The following is a 17,252-nucleotide window of genomic DNA, read 5'->3' as shown; positions in this document are numbered from 1 at the left end:
TATCGAAACGTAGCGCAAGGCCAGGACTCAGTCTCTGTGCCGATGTGGCCTGAAGGAGGGCCGTCAAAATGATTGAAATCAGAAAGGCGGGTGAACGCGGATACGCTGATCATGGCTGGCTCAAGTCTTACCACAGCTTTTCCTTCGCGGACTACTACGATGCCGGCCACGTCCAGTACGGGCCGCTGCGTGTGATCAACGAAGACCGCGTCGCGCCAGGCATGGGTTTCGGCACGCACGGTCACCGCGACATGGAGATCATCAGCTATGTGCTGGAGGGCGAACTGGCCCACAAGGACAGCATGGGCAACGGCAGCGTGATCCGTCCGGGCGATGTGCAGCGCATGAGCGCCGGCACCGGCGTGCGCCATTCGGAGTACAACCACGCGGCGCACGACACCACGCACTTCCTGCAGATCTGGATCCTGCCGGAGGCGGCGAATCTCGAGCCCGGCTACGAGGAGCGGCGTTTCGAAGCCGCCGACAAGCGCGGACGCCTGCGCCTGGTGGGCAGCCGCGACGGCGCCGAAGGCTCGGTGGTGATCCACCAGGACCTGCGCCTGTACGCCGGGTTGTTCGACGGTGACGAGTCCGCCACGCTCGCGCTCGCCCCGCAACGGCGCGCCTACGTGCATGTGGCGCGCGGCCGCGTCAATATCAACGGCAAGGCGCTCGAAGCCGGCGACGCCGCGAAGATCGAAGGCGTGGACGCCGTGGCCCTGTCCGGTGGAGACAACGCGGAAGTGCTGGTCTTCGACCTGCCCTGAGGCGCCCGCGGCGGTCCTGGCAAGCCCCGCAGCCCGCCGGCGCACCGGCGGTCTGCGGGGCTTTGTCTTGGCGGGTTTGGCGTGTGCTATCTTCTCGCTATAGATAAGCGCACGGGCCGGCACTTGCCGCTTCCGGCGCGCTCCGGCCATCGACCCCCAGACCAGAGATGACTTTTGTATCCGTTCTCCTCGCGCTGATCGCCGAGCAGTTCCGCGCCCTGGGCCGCAACAATCCGATCTACGACATCGTGCGCGTGCTCGCCGAGCGGGCCGAACACGCGTTCGACACAGGCCGTCCGCGCGATGCCGCGCTGGCCTGGTTCACGGTGGTGTTGCCGCTGACGCTCACGGCCATGGTGGTGCACTACCTGCTGGCTTCGATCAGCGTGGCGCTCACGCTCGCCTGGAATGTCCTGCTGCTCTACCTGACGCTCGGATTCCGGCAGTTCAGCCACTTCTTCACCGACATCCACGAAGCCCTCAACCGCGACGACCTGCCGCGCGCCCGCGCGCTGCTGCACCAGTGGACCGGGCTCGATACCGTGGAAATGCCGGTCACCGAGATCGTGCGCCACACGCTCGAGGCCGCCATCGTGGCGGTCCACCGCCATGTGTTCGGCGTGTTCTTCTGGTTCCTGGTGCCGATCGGCCCGGGCGGGGTAGTGCTGTACCGGATCACCGAATACCTGGCGCGCCACTGGAACCTGCCTTCCACTGAGCGCAGTCCCGCGCTCGGTCGCTTTGCCGCGCGTGCCTTCTATCTGCTGGACTGGATTCCCTCGCGGCTGACCGCGGTGGGCTTTGCCATCGTCGGTAACTTCGAAGACGCGGTCTACGCGTGGCGCAACCATGCGCGCAAGTGGAACGACGCGGTCAACGGCATCTTGCTGGCCAGCGGCGGCGGCGCGCTCGGCGTACGCCTCGGCGTGCCGCTGGCGGAGGCCGACTCCGCCGTGGTGCTGCGCACCATCGTGGCCGGCCCGGCGGTGGACTATGCGCCGGGCATGGAGGGCGACAGCGAGCCCGAGCCGGTCGCGCCCGAGTTCGGCGCGGAACCCGGCGTGCGCACGCTGCAATCGGCCATCGGCCTGGTGTGGCGAGCCGTGGTGCTGTGGATGCTGCTGCTGGCGATGCTGTCGCTGGCGCTGTGGGTGGGCTGAAGCGCCAGGCGCCAGGCTAGCCCTGGCGCGGCGCCCCGCATTGCCAGCACGAGCCGAACTGCGCCTCGTGCCATTCCCCGCAGGACAAGCACTGCCAGCCTGGCCCGGAGGGCGGGTTGGCGGCCGCGCGCAAGACCGCCCATGCCTGGGCTTCCATCTCGTCGTCGATCAGCCAGACCTGGGGCGCGCTTTCGCGGAACGGAATGTCGCCCATCGCGCCGACCAGCCAGGTATTGCGCAGGTCAGCGCGGATGCCGGCGGCTTCCAGCAGGTTCTGGCAATGCGCCGCATGCACGAGCGAAGGGGTGGAGAGCAGTAGTTTCATGAGGATCGGGCGCGCCGGGTGGGCGCCCGATCACCTTACCACGGCTTTTGCTGGCGGGATTCGTGCAGCAGCTGCGTGTAGAGCTGATGGCGGCGTTCCGAGATCTCGCCTGCCTCGATGGCCGCCAGCACGCCGCAGCCGGGCTCGTTGATGTGGTGGCAGTTGTAGAAACGGCACTCGGTCAGGCGCGCCCGGAACTCGGGGAAGGCGCGCTCGAGCATGCCCTCGCTGAGATGATGCAGGCCGAATTCCTGGAAGCCGGGCGAGTCGATCAGGCAGCCGCGCTGGCGCTCGCCATGGTCGGCATCGCTATCCACGCTTGCCGGCAGGTGGTAGAGCCGCGTGAACGTGGTGGTGTGCTTGCCCGAATCCAGCTTGGCCGAGATCTCCCGCGTCTGCGCTTCGACGCCCGGGATCAGCAGGTTCAGCATCGAGGACTTGCCCATGCCGGACTGGCCGATCAGGATGCTGGCGCGCTGCGCCAGGCGCGGGCGCAACTGCGCCAGCGCGTCTTCCGGCGCACCGTGCACGGACATGTAGAGGATCTCGTAGCCCAGCGCCTGGTAGGGCGCGAGCCGGCTGCGGGCTTCGTCGAGGCGCGCGGTCAGGTCGACCTTGTTGAGCACGATCAGCGGCCGGATTTCCAGCGCTTCGGCCGATACCAGCGCGCGCCCGAGCAGGTCTTCCGAGAAACCCGGCTCGGTCGCCAGCACGATCACCACCTGGTCGATATTGGCGGCCAGCAGCTTGGACTTGAACTGGTCCGAGCGGTGCAGCAGGTTCTTGCGCGGCTTGACGCTGGTGATGACGCACTGGTCCGCGGAGGCGTACTCGATATTGACGCGGTCGCCCACGGCGCACTCGCTGCGCTTGCCGCGCGGAAAGGCGTGCAGGCGGCTGCCGTCGCCCAGTTCGATCACATAGTGGCGGCCGTGCGCGGCGACGACCAGCGCTTCTTCCGTGGCTGCACCATTGCCCTTGGCAGCGCTTGCGGCGCGCTGCTGGCCCCCTCTGGCGGCGCGGCTCATGCGTGCGCCAGCAGGCGGTCGATCCGCTGTGCCGCGGGCGGATGCGAGTAGTAGAAGGCGCTGTAGAGCGGATCGGGGGTCAGGGTCGAGGCGTTGTCCTTGTACAGCTTGACCAGCGCCGAGATCAGGTGGCCGGCGTCGGTCTGTCCCGCGGCAAAGGCATCCGCTTCGAATTCGTGGCGGCGCGAGGTCTGGCTGGCCAGCGGCCCGAGCAGGAACGTAAACACCGGCAACGTCAGGAAGAACAGCACCAGCGCCAGCGCATGGTTGCTGGTGCCGAGGTTGGGCAGCACGCCCAGGCCCGTGTAGAACCAGGTGCGGCTGGCCAGCCAGCCCAGCGCGGCCAGGAAGGCCAGGCTCAGCGCGAAGCTGACCACCATGCCCTTGAGGATATGACGGCGCTTGAAATGGCCGAGCTCGTGCGCCAGCACCGCTTCGATCTCGTCGTCCGCCAGGCGCTCCATCAGCGTATCGAAGAAGACGATGCGCTTGGCGGCGCCGAAGCCGGTGAAGTAGGCGTTGCCGTGCGCGCTGCGCTTGCTGCCGTCCATCACGAACAGGCCGCGGCTGCGGAAGCCGCACTTTTGCAGCAGGCGCGTGATGCGCGCCTCCAGCGAGGCATTGGCCAGCGGCTCGAAGCGGTTGAACAGCGGCATGATCACCGACGGCGCGATCATCTGCACGAACACGGTGAATGCGATCCAGGTGAGCCAGGTCCAGGCCCACCAGTATTGGCCCATATGCTCCATCAGCCAGAGCACGGCCAGCAGCAGGGGCAGGCCGAGCGCGCAGCCGACCGCGGTCATCTTGACCAGGTCGACGAGGTAAAGCTGCCAGCTCATGCGGTTGAAGCCGAAGCGCTGTTCGATGACAAACTGCCCATAGACCGAGAAGGGCAGGTCGACCAGGCCGCCGACCACGGCCACGCTGGCGATCAGCGCGACGCTGTAGGCATAGCCCGGGCCGAAGGTGTCCAGCCAGAACTGGTTGATCCACTGCAGCCCGCCCAGCATGGTCAGGACGATCAGCAGCGCGGCGCCGGCCAGCACTTCCAGCATCGACAAGCGGGTGCGCGCGATGGTGTAGTCGGCTGCCTTCTGGTGCGAAGCCAGCGTGATGGTGTCGGCAAAGCGGCCGGGCACCGCGTGACGGTGTTGCGCCACATGGCGCACCTGGCGGGCTGCCAGCCAGAGCTTGGTCAGCACCATCAGCATCAGGGCGGCGAGGAACAGAAACGTGAACATCGGGCGGGGCCTTGTCGTGTGAACCGTTGCCGTGCAGGGCCGAAGGCCGGCCGCGGCGGCGGATATGCGAGAATTATAAGTTGTTCGCGCCTGGCGCCCCGTGTTCATCGTCCGGGCCCGGGTGCGCCCCTTCTTGCTTCTCCTTCGATTGCAGTCCAGATGACCAGCCAAAACACGCACGCCGGCGCCGGCGCCAAATCCGTCAAGAGCGAAAACAACCTGATCTGGCTCGACATGGAGATGACCGGCCTGATGCCGGACCAGGACCGCATCATCGAGATCGCGATCGTGGTGACCGATTCGGAACTCAATATCCTGGCCGAAGGCCCGGTGCTGGTGATCCACCAGGAAGACGCCGTGCTCGACGGCATGGACAACTGGAACAAGGGCACCCATGGCCGCTCCGGCCTGATCGACAAGGTCAAGGCATCGACCCTGAGCGAAGCCCAGGCCGAGACCGAGCTGCTGGCCTTCGTCAAGCGCTGGGTGCCGGCTGGCAAGTCGCCCATGTGCGGCAACTCGATCTGCCAGGACCGCCGCTTCATGGCGCGCTACATGCCCAAGCTGGAGGCGTTCTTCCACTACCGCAACCTCGATGTGTCTACCCTGAAGGAGCTGTGCAAGCGCTGGGAGCCGGCCATCCACAAGGGCTTCGTCAAGCGCCAGCTGCACACGGCCCTGGCCGACATCCTGGAATCGGTGGAAGAGCTGCGCTACTACCGCACGCATTTCATCCGCCATCCGGCGCCCGCCGCGGCTGTGGCCGCCGATGCGCCCGTGGCGCCGTCCGCCCCGGCGGCCTGATACGAGCATTCCACGCCACTCACGAGGCGCCTCGCGGGGCGCCTTGTTAATTACCGCAGCCACCTTTCATGTTCGCGCGCATCGTCTCGATCATCACCCCGGTCATCCTGATCATCCTGGTGGGCTGGCTGTACGGGCGGCGCGCGCATCCCGACATGGCGGGCATCAACCGCGCCACGCTGGACGTGATCGCGCCGTTGCTGGTGGTCTCGGCCTTCGTCAGCAAGGATTTCGTGCTGGCCGACCAGTTCGAGCTGCTTGGCTGCGCGGTGGCCGTGGTGCTGGGTTCCGGTGTGCTCGCATGGCTCGGTGCGCGCCTGCTGCGGGCTGACCCGCGCACCTTCGTGCCGCCGATGATGTTCAACAACTGCGGCAACATGGGCCTGCCGCTGTCGGTATTCGCCTTCGGGCAGGTCGGGCTGGCGCCGGCGGTGGCGCTGTTCGCCGCCTCCAACCTGATGCACTTCACCATCGGCATGAAGATCGTCAACCGCCATGCGCGGGTGGCGCAGATCGCGCGCAACCCGATGGTGCTGGCGACCGTGGCGGGGGTGGGGTTGTCGCTGGCGCGGCCGTGGTTCGCGTTGCCCGAGCCGGTGCTGCAATCGGTCAAGCTGCTGGGCGACGCTACCGTGCCCCTGATGCTGTTCGCGCTCGGGGTGCGCATGAAGGACGTGAACCTGCGCAACTGGACCATGGGCGCGATCGGCGCCGCGGTATGCCCGCTGACAGGCATTGCGTGTGCCTTGCTGCTGGCGCAGGTGGTGCCGCTCACCCAGCTCCAGCGCGGGCTGCTGTTCGTGTTCGCGTCGCTGCCGCCCGCGGTGCTCAACTTCCTGGTGGCCGACCACTTCCGCCAGGAGCCCGACCAGGTGGCTTCGATCGTGCTGCTGGGCAATGTCGGCGCGGTGGTGTTCGTGCCGCTGGGGCTCTACCTCGGGCTGCGCTGAAGCCTGGCCGCTCAGGCCGCGGGCCTGGCGCGGATGGCCTGCTTGGGCCGCCATATCCTGGCCACCGCCTCGTCGGATTCGATGTACGGTCCGCCGATCAGGTCCACGCAATAGGGCACGGCGGCAAAGATGCCCTGCACGATGGTCTTGCCATCGTCAGAGCGCAGGCCTTCGAGCGTTTCGCGGATGGCGCGCGGTTGCCCCGGCAGGTTGATGATCAGCGCGGCGCGGCTGGCGGTCTCGCGGATCACCGCCACCTGGCGCGACAGGATCGCGGTCGGCACGAAATGCAGGCTGATCTGGCGCATCTGTTCGCCAAAGCCGGGCATTTCCTTGGTGCCGACAGCCAGCGTGGCTTCCGGCGTGACATCGCGGCGCGCCGGACCGGTGCCGCCGGTGGTCAGCACCAGGTCGCAGCCGGCCACGTCGACCAGTTCGATCAGCGTGCGCGAGATCAGCGCCTGCTCGTCGGGCACCAGCCGTTCGACGGCCTGCCAGGGCGAGGTCAGGGCGCGGCCGAACCAGTCCCGCAGCGCCGGGATGCCTTCGTCCTGGTAGGTGCCGGCCGAGGCGCGGTCGGAGATCGAGACGAAGCCGACCACCAGTTCGTCCGGATGCTTGCGGGCCACGGGATGGGTCGTCGCGGGGGTGGTGGTCTGCGTCATCTTGGCTCCGGGTTTGCGGTCATTCGTCGCTGGCTTCGCCGTCCGGCAGTGGCTCGGCTTCGCCGGCGGCTGCCTGGGTGCCGTCCAGCGCACTCTTGACCGCCTGGAACAACTCGCGGAAATAGCGCGGCGGCTTGCTCAGTTCGCGTTCCTTGCGGGCATTGCGGATGATGTTGCGCAGCGCCTGCACATCGGTATCGGGGTGTTCGGCCAGGAACTTCGTCAGCGCGGCGTCATCGGCCAGCAGCAGTTCGCGCCAGCGCTCGACCAGGTGCAGCTTGGCCGTCTCGGACTTGCTGGCGCCCTTGAAGGCTTCCAGCACGCGCTGGATGGCATCGACCTCGGCGTCGTCCAGCCTGCGCATGACCTTGCCCACGAACTGCATCTGGCGGCGCTTGCCTTCGTGGTTGGTGATGCGGCGCGCATCGCGGATGGCGTCGGCCAGCGCTTCGGGCATGGGTACGCGCGCCAGGCGATCCTTGGGCAGCGCTTCGAGTTCCACGCCCAGGTCTTGCAGGGCGAGCATATCGCGTTTTTTCTGTGACTTGCTCTTGGGCAGGTCGTCTTCGTCCGGTTCGGGGGCGAACTGGCCGGGGAAGCCGGAGGCGTTCCGGGGGGAGGTGCGGGAGTTTCGCGTCATGGGTGGCATTTTATCTTGCTATGATTCTTGTTTGGACTTTTGATGACCGCGCCCACAATGGATCAATCCGCAGACCAGACCGCCCATTTCACCTATACCCAGGCTCAGCTCAGCGAGATGGCCGCCGATGTGCTGCGGGTGGCACGCGAACTGGGCGCCACCGACGCGGCCACCGAGATCTCCGAAGGCAGCGGCTTGTCGGTCTCGGTACGCAAGGGCGAGGTGGAGACTATCGAGCAGAACCGCGACAAGGTGGTGGGCGTCACGGTGATGATCGGCAAGCGGCGCGGCAATGCCAGCACCTCGGATTTCTCGCCGGCGGCGCTGCGCGCCACGGCCGAGGCCGCCTACAACATCGCCCGCTTCACGGCCGAGGACGATTGCGCCGGCCTGGCGGAGGAAGAACTGCTCGAACACAACCCGCGTGATCTCGACCTGTTCCATCCGTGGAACATCGACGCCGCGCAGGCCATCGAGCTGGCGTGCCGCGCCGAGGCCGCCGCCTTCGCCGTCTCGCCGCGCATCCGCAACAGCGATGGCGCCAGCGTGTCGGCCCAGCATTCGCAGTTCGTGCTGGCCACCTCGCGCGGCTTCACGGGCGGCTACCCGTACTCGCGCCACTTCATCTCCTGCGCGCCGATCGCCGGCACCGGCAGCGGCATGCAGCGCGACGACTGGTACTCGTCCAAGCGGGCTCCCGGCGCGCTGGCCGCGCCCGAGGATATCGGCCGCTATGCCGCCGAGCGCTCGCTGGCACGCCTGGGTTCGCGCAAGCTTTCCACGCGCCGTTGCCCGGTACTGTTCGAGGCGCCGCTGGCGGCAGGCCTGCTGGGCGCCTTCGTGCAGGCGGTGTCGGGCGGCGCGCTGTACCGCAAGTCGACGTTCCTCTACGACACGCTGGGCAAGGCCGTGTTCGCCCCGCACATCCATATCCACGAGCAGCCGCACCTGCCGGGCGCCATGGGCAGCGCGCCGTTCGACGAGGAAGGCGTGAGGACCCATGCGCGCGACGTGGTCCGCGGCGGCGTGGTGGAGGGCTACTTCCTTTCCACCTATTCGGCGCGCAAGCTGGGCATGAAGACCACCGGCAATGCCGGCGGCTCGCATAACCTGACGCTGTCCAGCAAGCTGACCACGCCCGACGACGATTTCGCCGGCATGCTGCGCAAGCTCGGCACCGGCCTGCTGGTCACGGAGCTGATGGGGCAGGGCGTGAACTACGTCACCGGCGACTATTCGCGCGGTGCCTCGGGCTATTGGGTGGAGAACGGCGAGATCCGCTATCCGGTGGAAGAGATCACCATTGCCGGCAGCATGGCCGGGATGTTCCGCCAGATCGTCGCCATCGGCGCCGATACGCTGGTGCGCGGCACGAAGGAAACCGGCTCGATCCTGATCGAGCAGATGACCATCGCCGGCAACTGAGGCGGGCGCTGCAAACGACCGCGCAGCGGCCTGTTGCCAGGGCCGCCGCGCGGTTCTTGCTTCCAGGCCCGGTTTATTCCTCGCCGGAGGGCGGGCGCTCGTAGGTCACGAAGGCGTAGTCGAAGCCATTGGCCTCGGAGTGATGCGATTCGCGTGCGGTGGCCAGCCACTGGCGCGGGTCGATCGGCGGGAAAACCGCGTCGCCTTCGATATCCGCATCGATCTCCGTCACCACCAGGCGGTCGGCGCTGGGCAGGGCCTCGGCGTACAACTGCGCGCCGCCGATCAGGAAGATCTGCGCCGTGCCCGCGCACAGCCGCTGCGCTTCTTCGAGCGAGTTCGCCACCTCGCATCCTTCGATGCGCAGGTCGGGGTTGCGGCTCACCACGATATTGCGGCGGCCCGGCAGCGGCCTGCCGATGGATTCCCAGGTCTTGCGGCCCATCAGGATGGGGGCGCCCATGGTGGTGCGCTTGAAGTGCGCGAGATCCTCGGGCAGGCGCCACGGCAGCGCGTTGTCGCGGCCGATCACATTGTTGCGGGCCTTGGCCACGATCAGGGTCAGCAATGTCATACGGCCACCGGTGCCTTGATGGCCGGGTGAGGTTCGTAGCCGTCAAGCTCGAAATCCTCGTAGCGGTAGTCGAAGATGCTCTGCGGCTGGCGCTTGATGACAAGCCGCGGCAACGGGCGCGGCTCGCGCGACAGCTGCGTCGCCACCTGCTCGGCGTGATTGCTGTAGATGTGGCAGTCGCCGCCGGTCCAGATGAAATCGCCCACGTCCAGGCCGGTCTGCTGCGCAATCATGTGCGTGAGCAGTGCGTAGGAGGCGATGTTGAACGGGACGCCCAGGAAGRTRTCSGCSGARCGCTGGTACAGCTGGCAGGACAGGCGCCCGTCCGCCACGTAGAACTGGAAGAAGGCGTGGCAGGGCGGCAGCTTCATCTGCGGGATCTCGCCCACGTTCCAGGCCGACACGATCAGGCGGYGCGAATCCGGATTGCTGCGGATCTGCGCCATCAGCTCGCTGATCTGGTCGATGTGCCGGCCGTCGGGCGTCGGCCAGGCGCGCCACTGCGAGCCGTAGACCGGGCCCAGTTCGCCGTTCTCGTCAGCCCATTCGTCCCAGATGCTGACCCCGTTCTCCTTCAGGTACTTGATGTTGGTCGAGCCCTGCAGGAACCACAGCAGTTCGTGGATGATCGACTTCAGGTGCAGCTTCTTGGTGGTCACCACCGGGAAGCCCTGGCGCAGGTCGAAGCGCATCTGATAGCCGAACACGGAGCGCGTGCCGGTGCCGGTGCGGTCGGCTTTTTCGGTGCCATGCTCTTGCACATGGCGCATGAAGTCGAGGTACTGTTTCATCGGCGCGGGTGTTGGGGAAAGTGACGCGACAGCGGTGTGGGCATGAAGTGCAAGCTGCCGAACGATGGGCGGCTTGCCGAAGGATGTGCGATTTTATCGCAAACGCGGCCGGGGGACTTCCTGTCGCCGCCGGTGCGGCGCCAAGCAAAAACGGGCCGCCTCGCGGCGGCCCGTCTGCCGGGCGCAGCGCCCCGGCGGGCGCTGCCTGCTTCCTGTGCCGGCCTTACTGGCTGGCCGCCGCCGGAGTGCGGCGCTTCTGCTTCAGGTAGCCGGCGCCGAGCACGCCGCCCACGATCAGCACGAACAGGCCGTAGTAGAGCATGGCGTTGCTGTCGAAGAACGCCTTCACCAGCGGCTCGCTGACGATCATCTTCACCGCGGTGAAGGCCAGCACGCCGGCGCCAATGTAGATGATCGAGGGGAAGCGGCCCATCAGCTTGAGGACCAGGCTCGAGCCCCACACAACGATCGGGATGCTGATCAGCAGGCCCAGCACCACCAGCAGGAAGCTGCCGTGCGCAGCGCCGGCCACCGCCAGGACATTGTCCACGCCCATCACCGCGTCGGCGATGATGATGGTCTTCATGGCGCCCACCAGCGTGGTCGCGCCAGCGCCGTGTTCGTCGCCGTTGCCGTCGTCGGAGAGCAGCTTGTAGGCGATCCACACCAGGGCCAGGCCACCGATCAGCAGCAGGCCGGGGATCTTGAGCAGCCAGACCACGCCAATGGTCATTGCCGAGCGCACCACCACCGCGCCGACCGTACCCCAGATAATGGCTTTCTTCTGCAACTGGGGCGGCAGGTTGCGTGCGGCCAGYGCGATCACGATGGCGTTGTCGCCCGCGAGCACCAGGTCAATGACGACGATGGAAAGCAGCGCCGTCAGGAACTGCATCGTGAACAGATCGGTGAACCATTCCATGAAATCTCCTCGAAAAACGAATAGCCGGAAGCCAAAAGCTGCACTTGCGCACAGTGTTTGCCTGGAGACATGAAGTTCGGGAGCTTGGGGGCGCCTTTGCAAACCATGAAACCAGGTTGCAAAGGTCTTGCTCGACCGCCGTTTGTACATTGCTGTCTTGTTGGCGGTCAGCACAACCGGAGGCCCTGAGGACTCGGAATGACGATTGTGCTAAGGGCTGGGCCCCGGAGCTACTCCCCTTTGAGGGACGTTCCATCCGGGCAAGCCCGCGATGAATACGCTGAGGCGGATTATAAACGAAGCCGCGCTTTCCGTGCGATGAAAAATGTGGTTTATGGCGTACATATTCAGGGGCGTAGCCAGCGCTTCAGGCGTTTTTCCGCCGCGGGCCCGTTTTTGCGATCTATCCTAGAAGACCGGCATCGGCCGATGCGCTCCAGACGTCACCGGAGGCGCGCGCCATGCCGGCCCCGCGCATGCCGTGACGTGCGGGCCCCTGGGGGTTTTATGCATCGCCCATCGACCATCAAGGAAACGTCATGCCGGCCGTCCCGACCCCGCTGCAGCCACGACACGAACATCCCCAAGCCAAGCGCACTTCCGGCGCATCCTTGAAACCCAACGGCAGCCAGGCCGGTGCTGTCGCCGCCAACGGGATCGCGCTGCCCAATCCGGTGCCGCGGCTGGACTTCATCCAGCAGTATCACGAAGACAACGGCGCGTTGCGCGGAGAAATCACGCGAGGCCTGCTGGCCGAGGCCGCCAGCATCAGCCCCAAGTTCTTCTACGACGTGCTCGGCTCGCGCCTGTTCGAGGCCATCACCGACCTGCCCGAGTATTACCCGACGCGTACCGAGGCCGCCGTCTTCTCCACCTTTGCACCCGCCATGGCCGCGCGCGCCGGCAGCAGCTGCGTGCTGATCGACCTCGGTGCGGGCAACTGCCAGAAGGCCGCGCGGCTGTTCGGCAGCCTGCAGCCTGCGCAATACGTGGCGCTCGACATCTCGGTGGAATTCCTGCGCGCCACCCTGTTCTGCCTGCAGCAGCAGCATCCGCAGATTCCCATGCTCGGCCTTGGCGCCGACCTGTGCGCGCCGCTCGACCTGCCGCCCGAGGTCAGGCACGGGCGCCGGCTGTTCTTCTACCCGGGCTCGAGCATCGGCAATTTCGCGCCAGACCAGGCGCAGGCCTTGCTGCAGCGACTGCGTGCGGCCGCGGGCCGCGGCGACGGCGTGCTGATCGGCGTGGACCTGCTCAAGGAAGAGCAGGCGCTGGTCGCGGCCTACGACGATCCGCTGGGGGTGACCGCCGCCTTCAACCGCAACGTGCTGCGCAACCTGAACCGCATCGTCGGCAGTGACTTCGCCCTCGAGGACTGGCGCCACGCCGCCAGCTTCGACCGCCAGGGCTCGCGCATCCAGATGCACCTGCGTGCCGAGCGCGATGTCACCGTGCGCTGGGCGGAAGGCAGCCGGGCGTTCAGCGCGGGCGAGACGATCCATACCGAAGACTCGTATAAATACCGCCCGCGCGACTTTGCCGCCTTGCTCGGGGCAGCCGGATTCGACGATCCCGTATGGTGGACCGACCCGCGTGGGTGGTTCGCGGTGTTCCACGCGCGGGCGTGAGCGTTCCACGCCCGGCGCCGCGGGCCGCCGGAGCCCCGGCGGCAGGGGTGTCATAATGCCTGCGTTCCCGCGACGGGGGCGGCGCGCCAAGCATGCGCGCCGTACTTCCGGCGCGCGGCCATGCAACCGTGGGCGATCCCATTCACCGGCAGGTTTTTTCGATGAGCGGCTTTTCCATGCTTCCCGATCTTCACTTCAACGGCGGCAAGACGGTCTGGACCGACCCTCGGCGCTTGCCACGAGAAGGCCTGGCGCAGGCGCTGGTGGAGACCCGCAACCGGACCCTGGCATGGCTCGCCGCCTTTGGCCAGACCCGCCGGGGCTGGGATGTGCAGCGCCAGGATTTCGCCGAGCCGCCATTGTGGATGCTGGGGCATATCGCCTGGCATGCCGAGTGGTGGTGCCTGCGCGAGGTACGCGTGCGTGAGCACGACGGCGTGCCGCTCCAGGTGGCCGGGGCGCCGTCGCTGCTGGCCGGCGCCGATGCATGGTTCGATCCCGAGCGCATCGATCCCGACGCGCGCTGGGAGGTCGCCTTGCCCGATGTGGCAGTGGTCAAGCGCTATGCCGCCGACGTGCTCGACGCCACCTTGCGCCGCCTGGCGACGCTGCCCGACGATAGCGACGCCACGCTCTACGCCTGGCGCCGCGCCCTGTTCCACGAAGACCGCCAGGGCGAGGCCATTGCGGCGTTGCTGCAGGCGCTCGGCGTGGCGCCGGTGGAGCCCGCGGTGGCGTTGCCTTCGCTGTCGGTGCCGCATGGCGGCACGCTGCAGTTTCCCGGCGGTCGCTTCGTACAGGGCTGGGCCGATCAGGACGGCTTCGCGCTGCCCGATGAACTGCCGCCGCAGCCCACCTATGTTCCCGCCTTCGAGATGGATGCCGCGCCGGTCAGCAACGCGCAGTTCCTCGAGTTCGTCGAGGACGGCGGCTACGAGCGCGCCCACTGGTGGACGCCGGCGGGCCGCCGGTGGCTGATGATGCAGGAGCGCTCGGCGCCACGCTATTGGGCGCGCCACCCGGACTCCAGGGCCTGGATGGCGCAGCGCTTCGGCAGCCTGCGCACGCTGAATCCGGACGAAGCCGTGCGCCATGTGAGCCTGTTCGAGGCGCAGGCCTGGTGCGTCTGGGCCGGCCGGCGCCTGCCGATGGAGTCAGAGTGGGAACTGGCCGCCGTGCAGAATCGCGGGGGCCTGCGCTGGGGCATGGTGCGCGAGTGGACGGCAACGCCGTACGAGCCCTACGCGGGGTTTGAAGCAGGCCCGGGCGATGCGGATTTCGCCGACTGTTTCGCCACCCACCAGGCGGTGCGGGGTGCGTCGTTTGCCAGCCCGGCACGGCAGCATCACCCGCGCGCGCGGCTGGCGCTGTTGCCCGAGGACGATTTCGCCTTCGTCGGCTTTCGCAGTTGTCCGCTCTAGGGGGCGCCCGGCGCGCACTGCCATGCAGGCGGCAAAAGAAAAAGGCACCCGAGGGTGCCTTCTTCTTTTGCCGGAAGGGGCTGTGCGCCGTGGCGGCCAGCCCTGTCTCCGATCAGCGCTCGAAACGCGAGCGGCCGCCGCCGTTGCCGTTGCCATTGCGCTGGCCGCCGAAGCCGCCACGGTTGCCGTCGCGGTTACCGTCGCCGAAGCTGCGCGGAGCGCCGTCACGGTTGCCGTAGCTGCTGCGGCCTTCGCCGCCACGGTAGCCACCGCCGTTGCCGGCCGGTGCGCCGCCGCCGAAGCTGCGGTTGTTGTCGCCGAAGCTGCGCGGTGCTGCGCCGTCACGGTTGCCGAAGCCACGGTTGTCGCCGCCGCGGTAGCCGCCTTCGTTGCCGAAGCTGCGCTGGCCGCCATTGCCGGCGTTGCCGCCGGCACCGGTGTTGGCGCTCTGGCCGCGGTAGCCGAAGCCGCCGCGGTCACCGAAGCCACGGTTGCCGTCGCGGTCGCCGAACGGGCGGTCGCCGGCCGGGCGCGGTGCGCCGTCGCGGTTGCCGTAGCTGCGGCTTTCGCCGCCACCGAACTTGCGGTCGCCGAAGCTGCGGTTTTCGCCGCCGCGGTAGCCGCCGCCGTTGCTGTTGCCACGGTAGCCGCCGCGGTCACCACCCGGCTTGCCGCCGAAGCCGGTGCGCGGCTTGGGCGAGCGGCGCGGTTCCAGGCCTTCGATCACCGAAGCGTCGATGCGGTTGTTGGTGAAGCGCTCGATGCGCTTCCACTGGAACATGTCGCCATGGTTCACAAGGTTGATGGCGACGCCCGAGCGGCCCGCGCGGCCGGTACGGCCGATACGGTGCACGTAGTCCTCGGCCTGCTTGGGCAGGTCGAAGTTCACCACGTGGGTGATGTCGGGCACGTCGATGCCGCGCGCGGCCACGTCGGTGGCCACCAGGATGCGCAGGTTGCCACGGCGCAGCGAGGTCAGGGTGCGGTTGCGCGCGCCCTGGGTCATGTCGCCGTGCAGTGCGCCGGCCGCGAAGCCGGTGTCCGACAGGCGCTCGGCCAGCGAGTCGGCATCGCGCTTGGTGGCGGTGAAGACGATCGCTTGCTTGAGGCTGACATCGCGCAGCAGGTGGTCGAGCAGCTTTTCCTTGTGCGACATGTCGTCGGTGAAGTGCAGGCGCTGTTCGATATTGCTCTGGTCGGCGCGGGCAGCGGCGATCTCGATGCGTTGCGGGTCGCGCAGCTGGCGCGAGGCGAGCTGGGCGATGCGGCCGTCCAGCGTGGCCGAGAACATCAGCGTCTGGCGGGTGGCCGGGGTGGCGGCGACGATGGCGTCGATGTCATCGGCAAAGCCCATGTCCAGCATGCGGTCGGCTTCGTCGAACACCAGCATGTCCAGCGCCGACAGGTCGATGCGGCCGGCTTCGATGTGGTCGAGCAGGCGGCCCGGCGTTGCCACCAGGATGTCGGGCATCTTCGACAGCATGGCCAGCTGCTTCGGGTAGGGCATGCCGCCCAGGATGCTGGCGCACACGATGCGGCGCAGGTGGCGGCCGTACTTTGCGGCGGCTTCGGTCACCTGCAGGGCCAGTTCACGCGTCGGCGTCAGCACCAGCAGCGCCGGCTGCGCCGGTGCGGGGCGGGGGCGCTTGCCCTTCATGCGCTTGGCCGGCTCGTCAAAGCGCGGGCGGTTCGGCGCAGCCTTTTCGCTGATGCGCTGGATGGCCGGCAGCATGAACGCGCCAGTCTTGCCCGAGCCGGTCTGGCTGGAAACCAGCAGATCGCGGCCGGCCAGGAAGGCGGGGATTGCCTGCGCCTGCACCGGCGTGGGCGTGGTGTAGTTCAGTTCGGCGAGGGCGCGCAGGATGGCTTCGTCCAGGCCGAGCTTGGCAAAGCCGTTGTCGGCAGCAACCGGAGCGGCGGCGGCAGGCTCGGCGGCCGGGTTGAGCATGGCGTCGATCTTCTCGAGCGGGCTCGGTTCCTGGGCTGCGGGCGTGGCGATGATGGCGGCTTCGGTCGATGCGTCAGCGGCGGAGGCAAAATCCTGCTCCGCACGGATGTCGTGCTGGGTCATGTCGTAACTTTTATTTAAATGCATGGCACCCCATGCCAATCGAGTGTGCAGGGGCGGGCGCAGTGCAAAGTCTTAAAAAAGGCTTCGGCGCCAATCGGTGAGGCCGTTACGACAGACACGCTGGCAGTACGGCGGCAGGCAGGGCGGCATCGGCACAAGGCCGGGTGCGTATTCCCTGGCAGGCAAACAGCTCGATACAAGCTGTTCAACAGGATCGGAGACGAGGCGACGTCGGTGAGAAATGCGTTCTGTCGGGTATCACCACTTGGCCATCAGGACGGGCCAGCCGGCGGGACCGGGGAGCAGAGCTTGAGAGCGGGGGCGGTATCGCCTGCCGCAGGTCGCGGCTGGCGTGTTGCACAACTCACAGTGCGAACTCACGGCGCGTATTGTAGCAGAAACAAAAGTAATTTGTTGCGCTGCGATAAGAATTCTCTATGTGCGCTGGCGAGTCTCTGCTGCGTGGCCCTTTGTCCGCTTTGCCGGTCAAGGGCCTTGCCGCCGCGGGAGTTGCATCCGCCGGTCGTCTGCCTATACTGAATCCGTCGGGCTCACCTACGCCCGGCAAGGTAGCGGACCAAGCATACCGCTGACCTTCCTTGGCGCTTTGATTTAAGTGCTGCTCGCCGCTGGTATCGCGGCAGTCGGCGTCACTGCCAGTATTCCTTCGGCTCTCCGGGTGGTCCGGAGGGACGTCCGCGTCATGGGCGGAATCATGGGAATCCTGCTTGCACGACTGTTTGCCGGGATAACGCCGATGTGACCAGGAAGGTCCGGACCGTCCGCAACCGGCCCGCCAGCAGACTGGCGGGCTTTTTCATGTCAGGTGTCTTCAAT

The 17,252-nt window shown here is 67.3% G+C and carries 16 protein-coding genes; 7 read left to right on the top strand and 9 right to left on the bottom strand.

The genetic code is table 11. The features are described 5' to 3' along the window. Positions 1–68 precede the first annotated feature (68 nt). Both AB4Z48_RS06655 and AB4Z48_RS06650 read left to right on the top strand, forming a co-directional pair. Complete coding sequence (locus AB4Z48_RS06655; RefSeq protein ID WP_441613104.1) at positions 69–767, top strand: pirin family protein; 699 nt, start codon at positions 69–71, stop codon at positions 765–767. A 167-nt stretch (positions 768–934) separates the two neighbouring features. After that, positions 935–1,927, top strand: coding sequence for a CobD/CbiB family protein (locus AB4Z48_RS06650; protein WP_441613103.1), 993 nt, complete (start codon positions 935–937; stop codon positions 1,925–1,927). Between the two features lie 16 nt (positions 1,928–1,943). Here AB4Z48_RS06650 and AB4Z48_RS06645 read toward each other — a convergent pair whose 3' ends face one another. The 3 genes from AB4Z48_RS06645 to AB4Z48_RS06635 are packed head-to-tail and all read right to left on the bottom strand — an operon-like array spanning position 1,944 to position 4,524. Beyond that, on the bottom strand, positions 1,944–2,252 hold the full coding sequence (locus AB4Z48_RS06645) for a putative signal transducing protein (RefSeq protein ID WP_441613102.1): 309 nt from the start codon (positions 2,250–2,252) through the stop codon (positions 1,944–1,946). Positions 2,253–2,287: 35 nt separating this feature from the next. Then, entirely contained in the window at positions 2,288–3,280 is a 993-nt protein-coding gene (gene rsgA, locus AB4Z48_RS06640; protein ID WP_441613100.1) for a ribosome small subunit-dependent GTPase A, read from the bottom strand. Beyond that, entirely contained in the window at positions 3,277–4,524 is a 1,248-nt protein-coding gene (locus AB4Z48_RS06635) for a M48 family metallopeptidase (RefSeq protein ID WP_441613099.1), read from the bottom strand. Before AB4Z48_RS06635 ends, rsgA begins: the two co-directional genes overlap by 4 nt. A 159-nt stretch (positions 4,525–4,683) precedes the next feature. Here AB4Z48_RS06635 and orn point away from each other — a divergent pair, with 159 nt between their 5' ends. Both orn and AB4Z48_RS06625 read left to right on the top strand, forming a co-directional pair. After that, positions 4,684–5,328: an oligoribonuclease gene (orn, locus tag AB4Z48_RS06630; RefSeq protein ID WP_441613098.1), complete on the top strand. Its 645-nt coding sequence runs from the start codon at positions 4,684–4,686 to the stop codon at positions 5,326–5,328. A gap of 68 nt (positions 5,329–5,396) precedes the next feature. Beyond that, positions 5,397–6,278: an AEC family transporter gene (locus AB4Z48_RS06625; protein ID WP_441613097.1), complete on the top strand. Its 882-nt coding sequence runs from the start codon at positions 5,397–5,399 to the stop codon at positions 6,276–6,278. 11 nt (positions 6,279–6,289) lie between these two features. On the opposite strand, the gene mog is transcribed toward AB4Z48_RS06625, so the two are convergent. Then, positions 6,290–6,943, bottom strand: coding sequence for a molybdopterin adenylyltransferase (mog, locus tag AB4Z48_RS06620; protein ID WP_441613096.1), 654 nt, complete (start codon positions 6,941–6,943; stop codon positions 6,290–6,292). Positions 6,944–6,962: 19 nt separating this feature from the next. After that, a complete protein-coding gene (yjgA, locus tag AB4Z48_RS06615) occupies positions 6,963–7,583 on the bottom strand; it encodes a ribosome biogenesis factor YjgA (protein ID WP_441613095.1) in 621 nt (206 codons plus the stop codon). 57 nt (positions 7,584–7,640) lie between these two features. On the opposite strand from yjgA, the gene pmbA reads away from it, so the two are divergent. Further along, positions 7,641–9,008, top strand: a complete 1,368-nt coding sequence (pmbA, locus tag AB4Z48_RS06610) for a metalloprotease PmbA (protein WP_441613094.1) — start codon at positions 7,641–7,643, stop codon at positions 9,006–9,008. A 73-nt stretch (positions 9,009–9,081) separates the two neighbouring features. On the opposite strand, the gene AB4Z48_RS06605 is transcribed toward pmbA, so the two are convergent. The 3 genes from AB4Z48_RS06605 to AB4Z48_RS06595 form a co-directional block, all read right to left on the bottom strand. Then, on the bottom strand, positions 9,082–9,582 hold the full coding sequence (locus AB4Z48_RS06605; protein ID WP_441613093.1) for a dihydrofolate reductase: 501 nt from the start codon (positions 9,580–9,582) through the stop codon (positions 9,082–9,084). Then, the gene (locus tag AB4Z48_RS06600; RefSeq protein ID WP_441613092.1) at positions 9,579–10,373 is read right to left on the bottom strand and encodes a thymidylate synthase; all 795 of its coding nucleotides are present in this window, start codon (positions 10,371–10,373) and stop codon (positions 9,579–9,581) included. Before AB4Z48_RS06600 ends, AB4Z48_RS06605 begins: the two co-directional genes overlap by 4 nt. Positions 10,374–10,596: 223 nt before the next feature. Further along, complete coding sequence (locus tag AB4Z48_RS06595) at positions 10,597–11,295, bottom strand: TerC family protein (RefSeq protein ID WP_441613091.1); 699 nt, start codon at positions 11,293–11,295, stop codon at positions 10,597–10,599. Positions 11,296–11,834: 539 nt separating this feature from the next. On the opposite strand from AB4Z48_RS06595, the gene egtD reads away from it, so the two are divergent. After that, complete coding sequence (gene egtD, locus AB4Z48_RS06590) at positions 11,835–12,923, top strand: L-histidine N(alpha)-methyltransferase (protein WP_441613090.1); 1,089 nt, start codon at positions 11,835–11,837, stop codon at positions 12,921–12,923. A 161-nt stretch (positions 12,924–13,084) separates the two neighbouring features. Further along, positions 13,085–14,344 carry an SUMF1/EgtB/PvdO family nonheme iron enzyme gene (locus AB4Z48_RS06585; protein WP_441613089.1) on the top strand — a complete coding sequence of 420 codons (1,260 nt, stop codon included), beginning with the start codon at positions 13,085–13,087 and terminating at the stop codon, positions 14,342–14,344. 112 nt (positions 14,345–14,456) lie between these two features. On the opposite strand, the gene AB4Z48_RS06580 is transcribed toward AB4Z48_RS06585, so the two are convergent. Next, the gene (locus AB4Z48_RS06580; protein ID WP_441613088.1) at positions 14,457–16,415 is read right to left on the bottom strand and encodes a DEAD/DEAH box helicase; all 1,959 of its coding nucleotides are present in this window, start codon (positions 16,413–16,415) and stop codon (positions 14,457–14,459) included. Positions 16,416–17,252 lie beyond the last annotated feature (837 nt).

It is taken from the genome of Cupriavidus sp. 2TAF22 (assembly GCF_052115045.1).
In the GTDB taxonomy this organism is placed as follows: Bacteria; Pseudomonadota; Gammaproteobacteria; order Burkholderiales; family Burkholderiaceae; genus Cupriavidus.
This window is presented reverse-complemented; position numbering and strand designations above follow the sequence as displayed.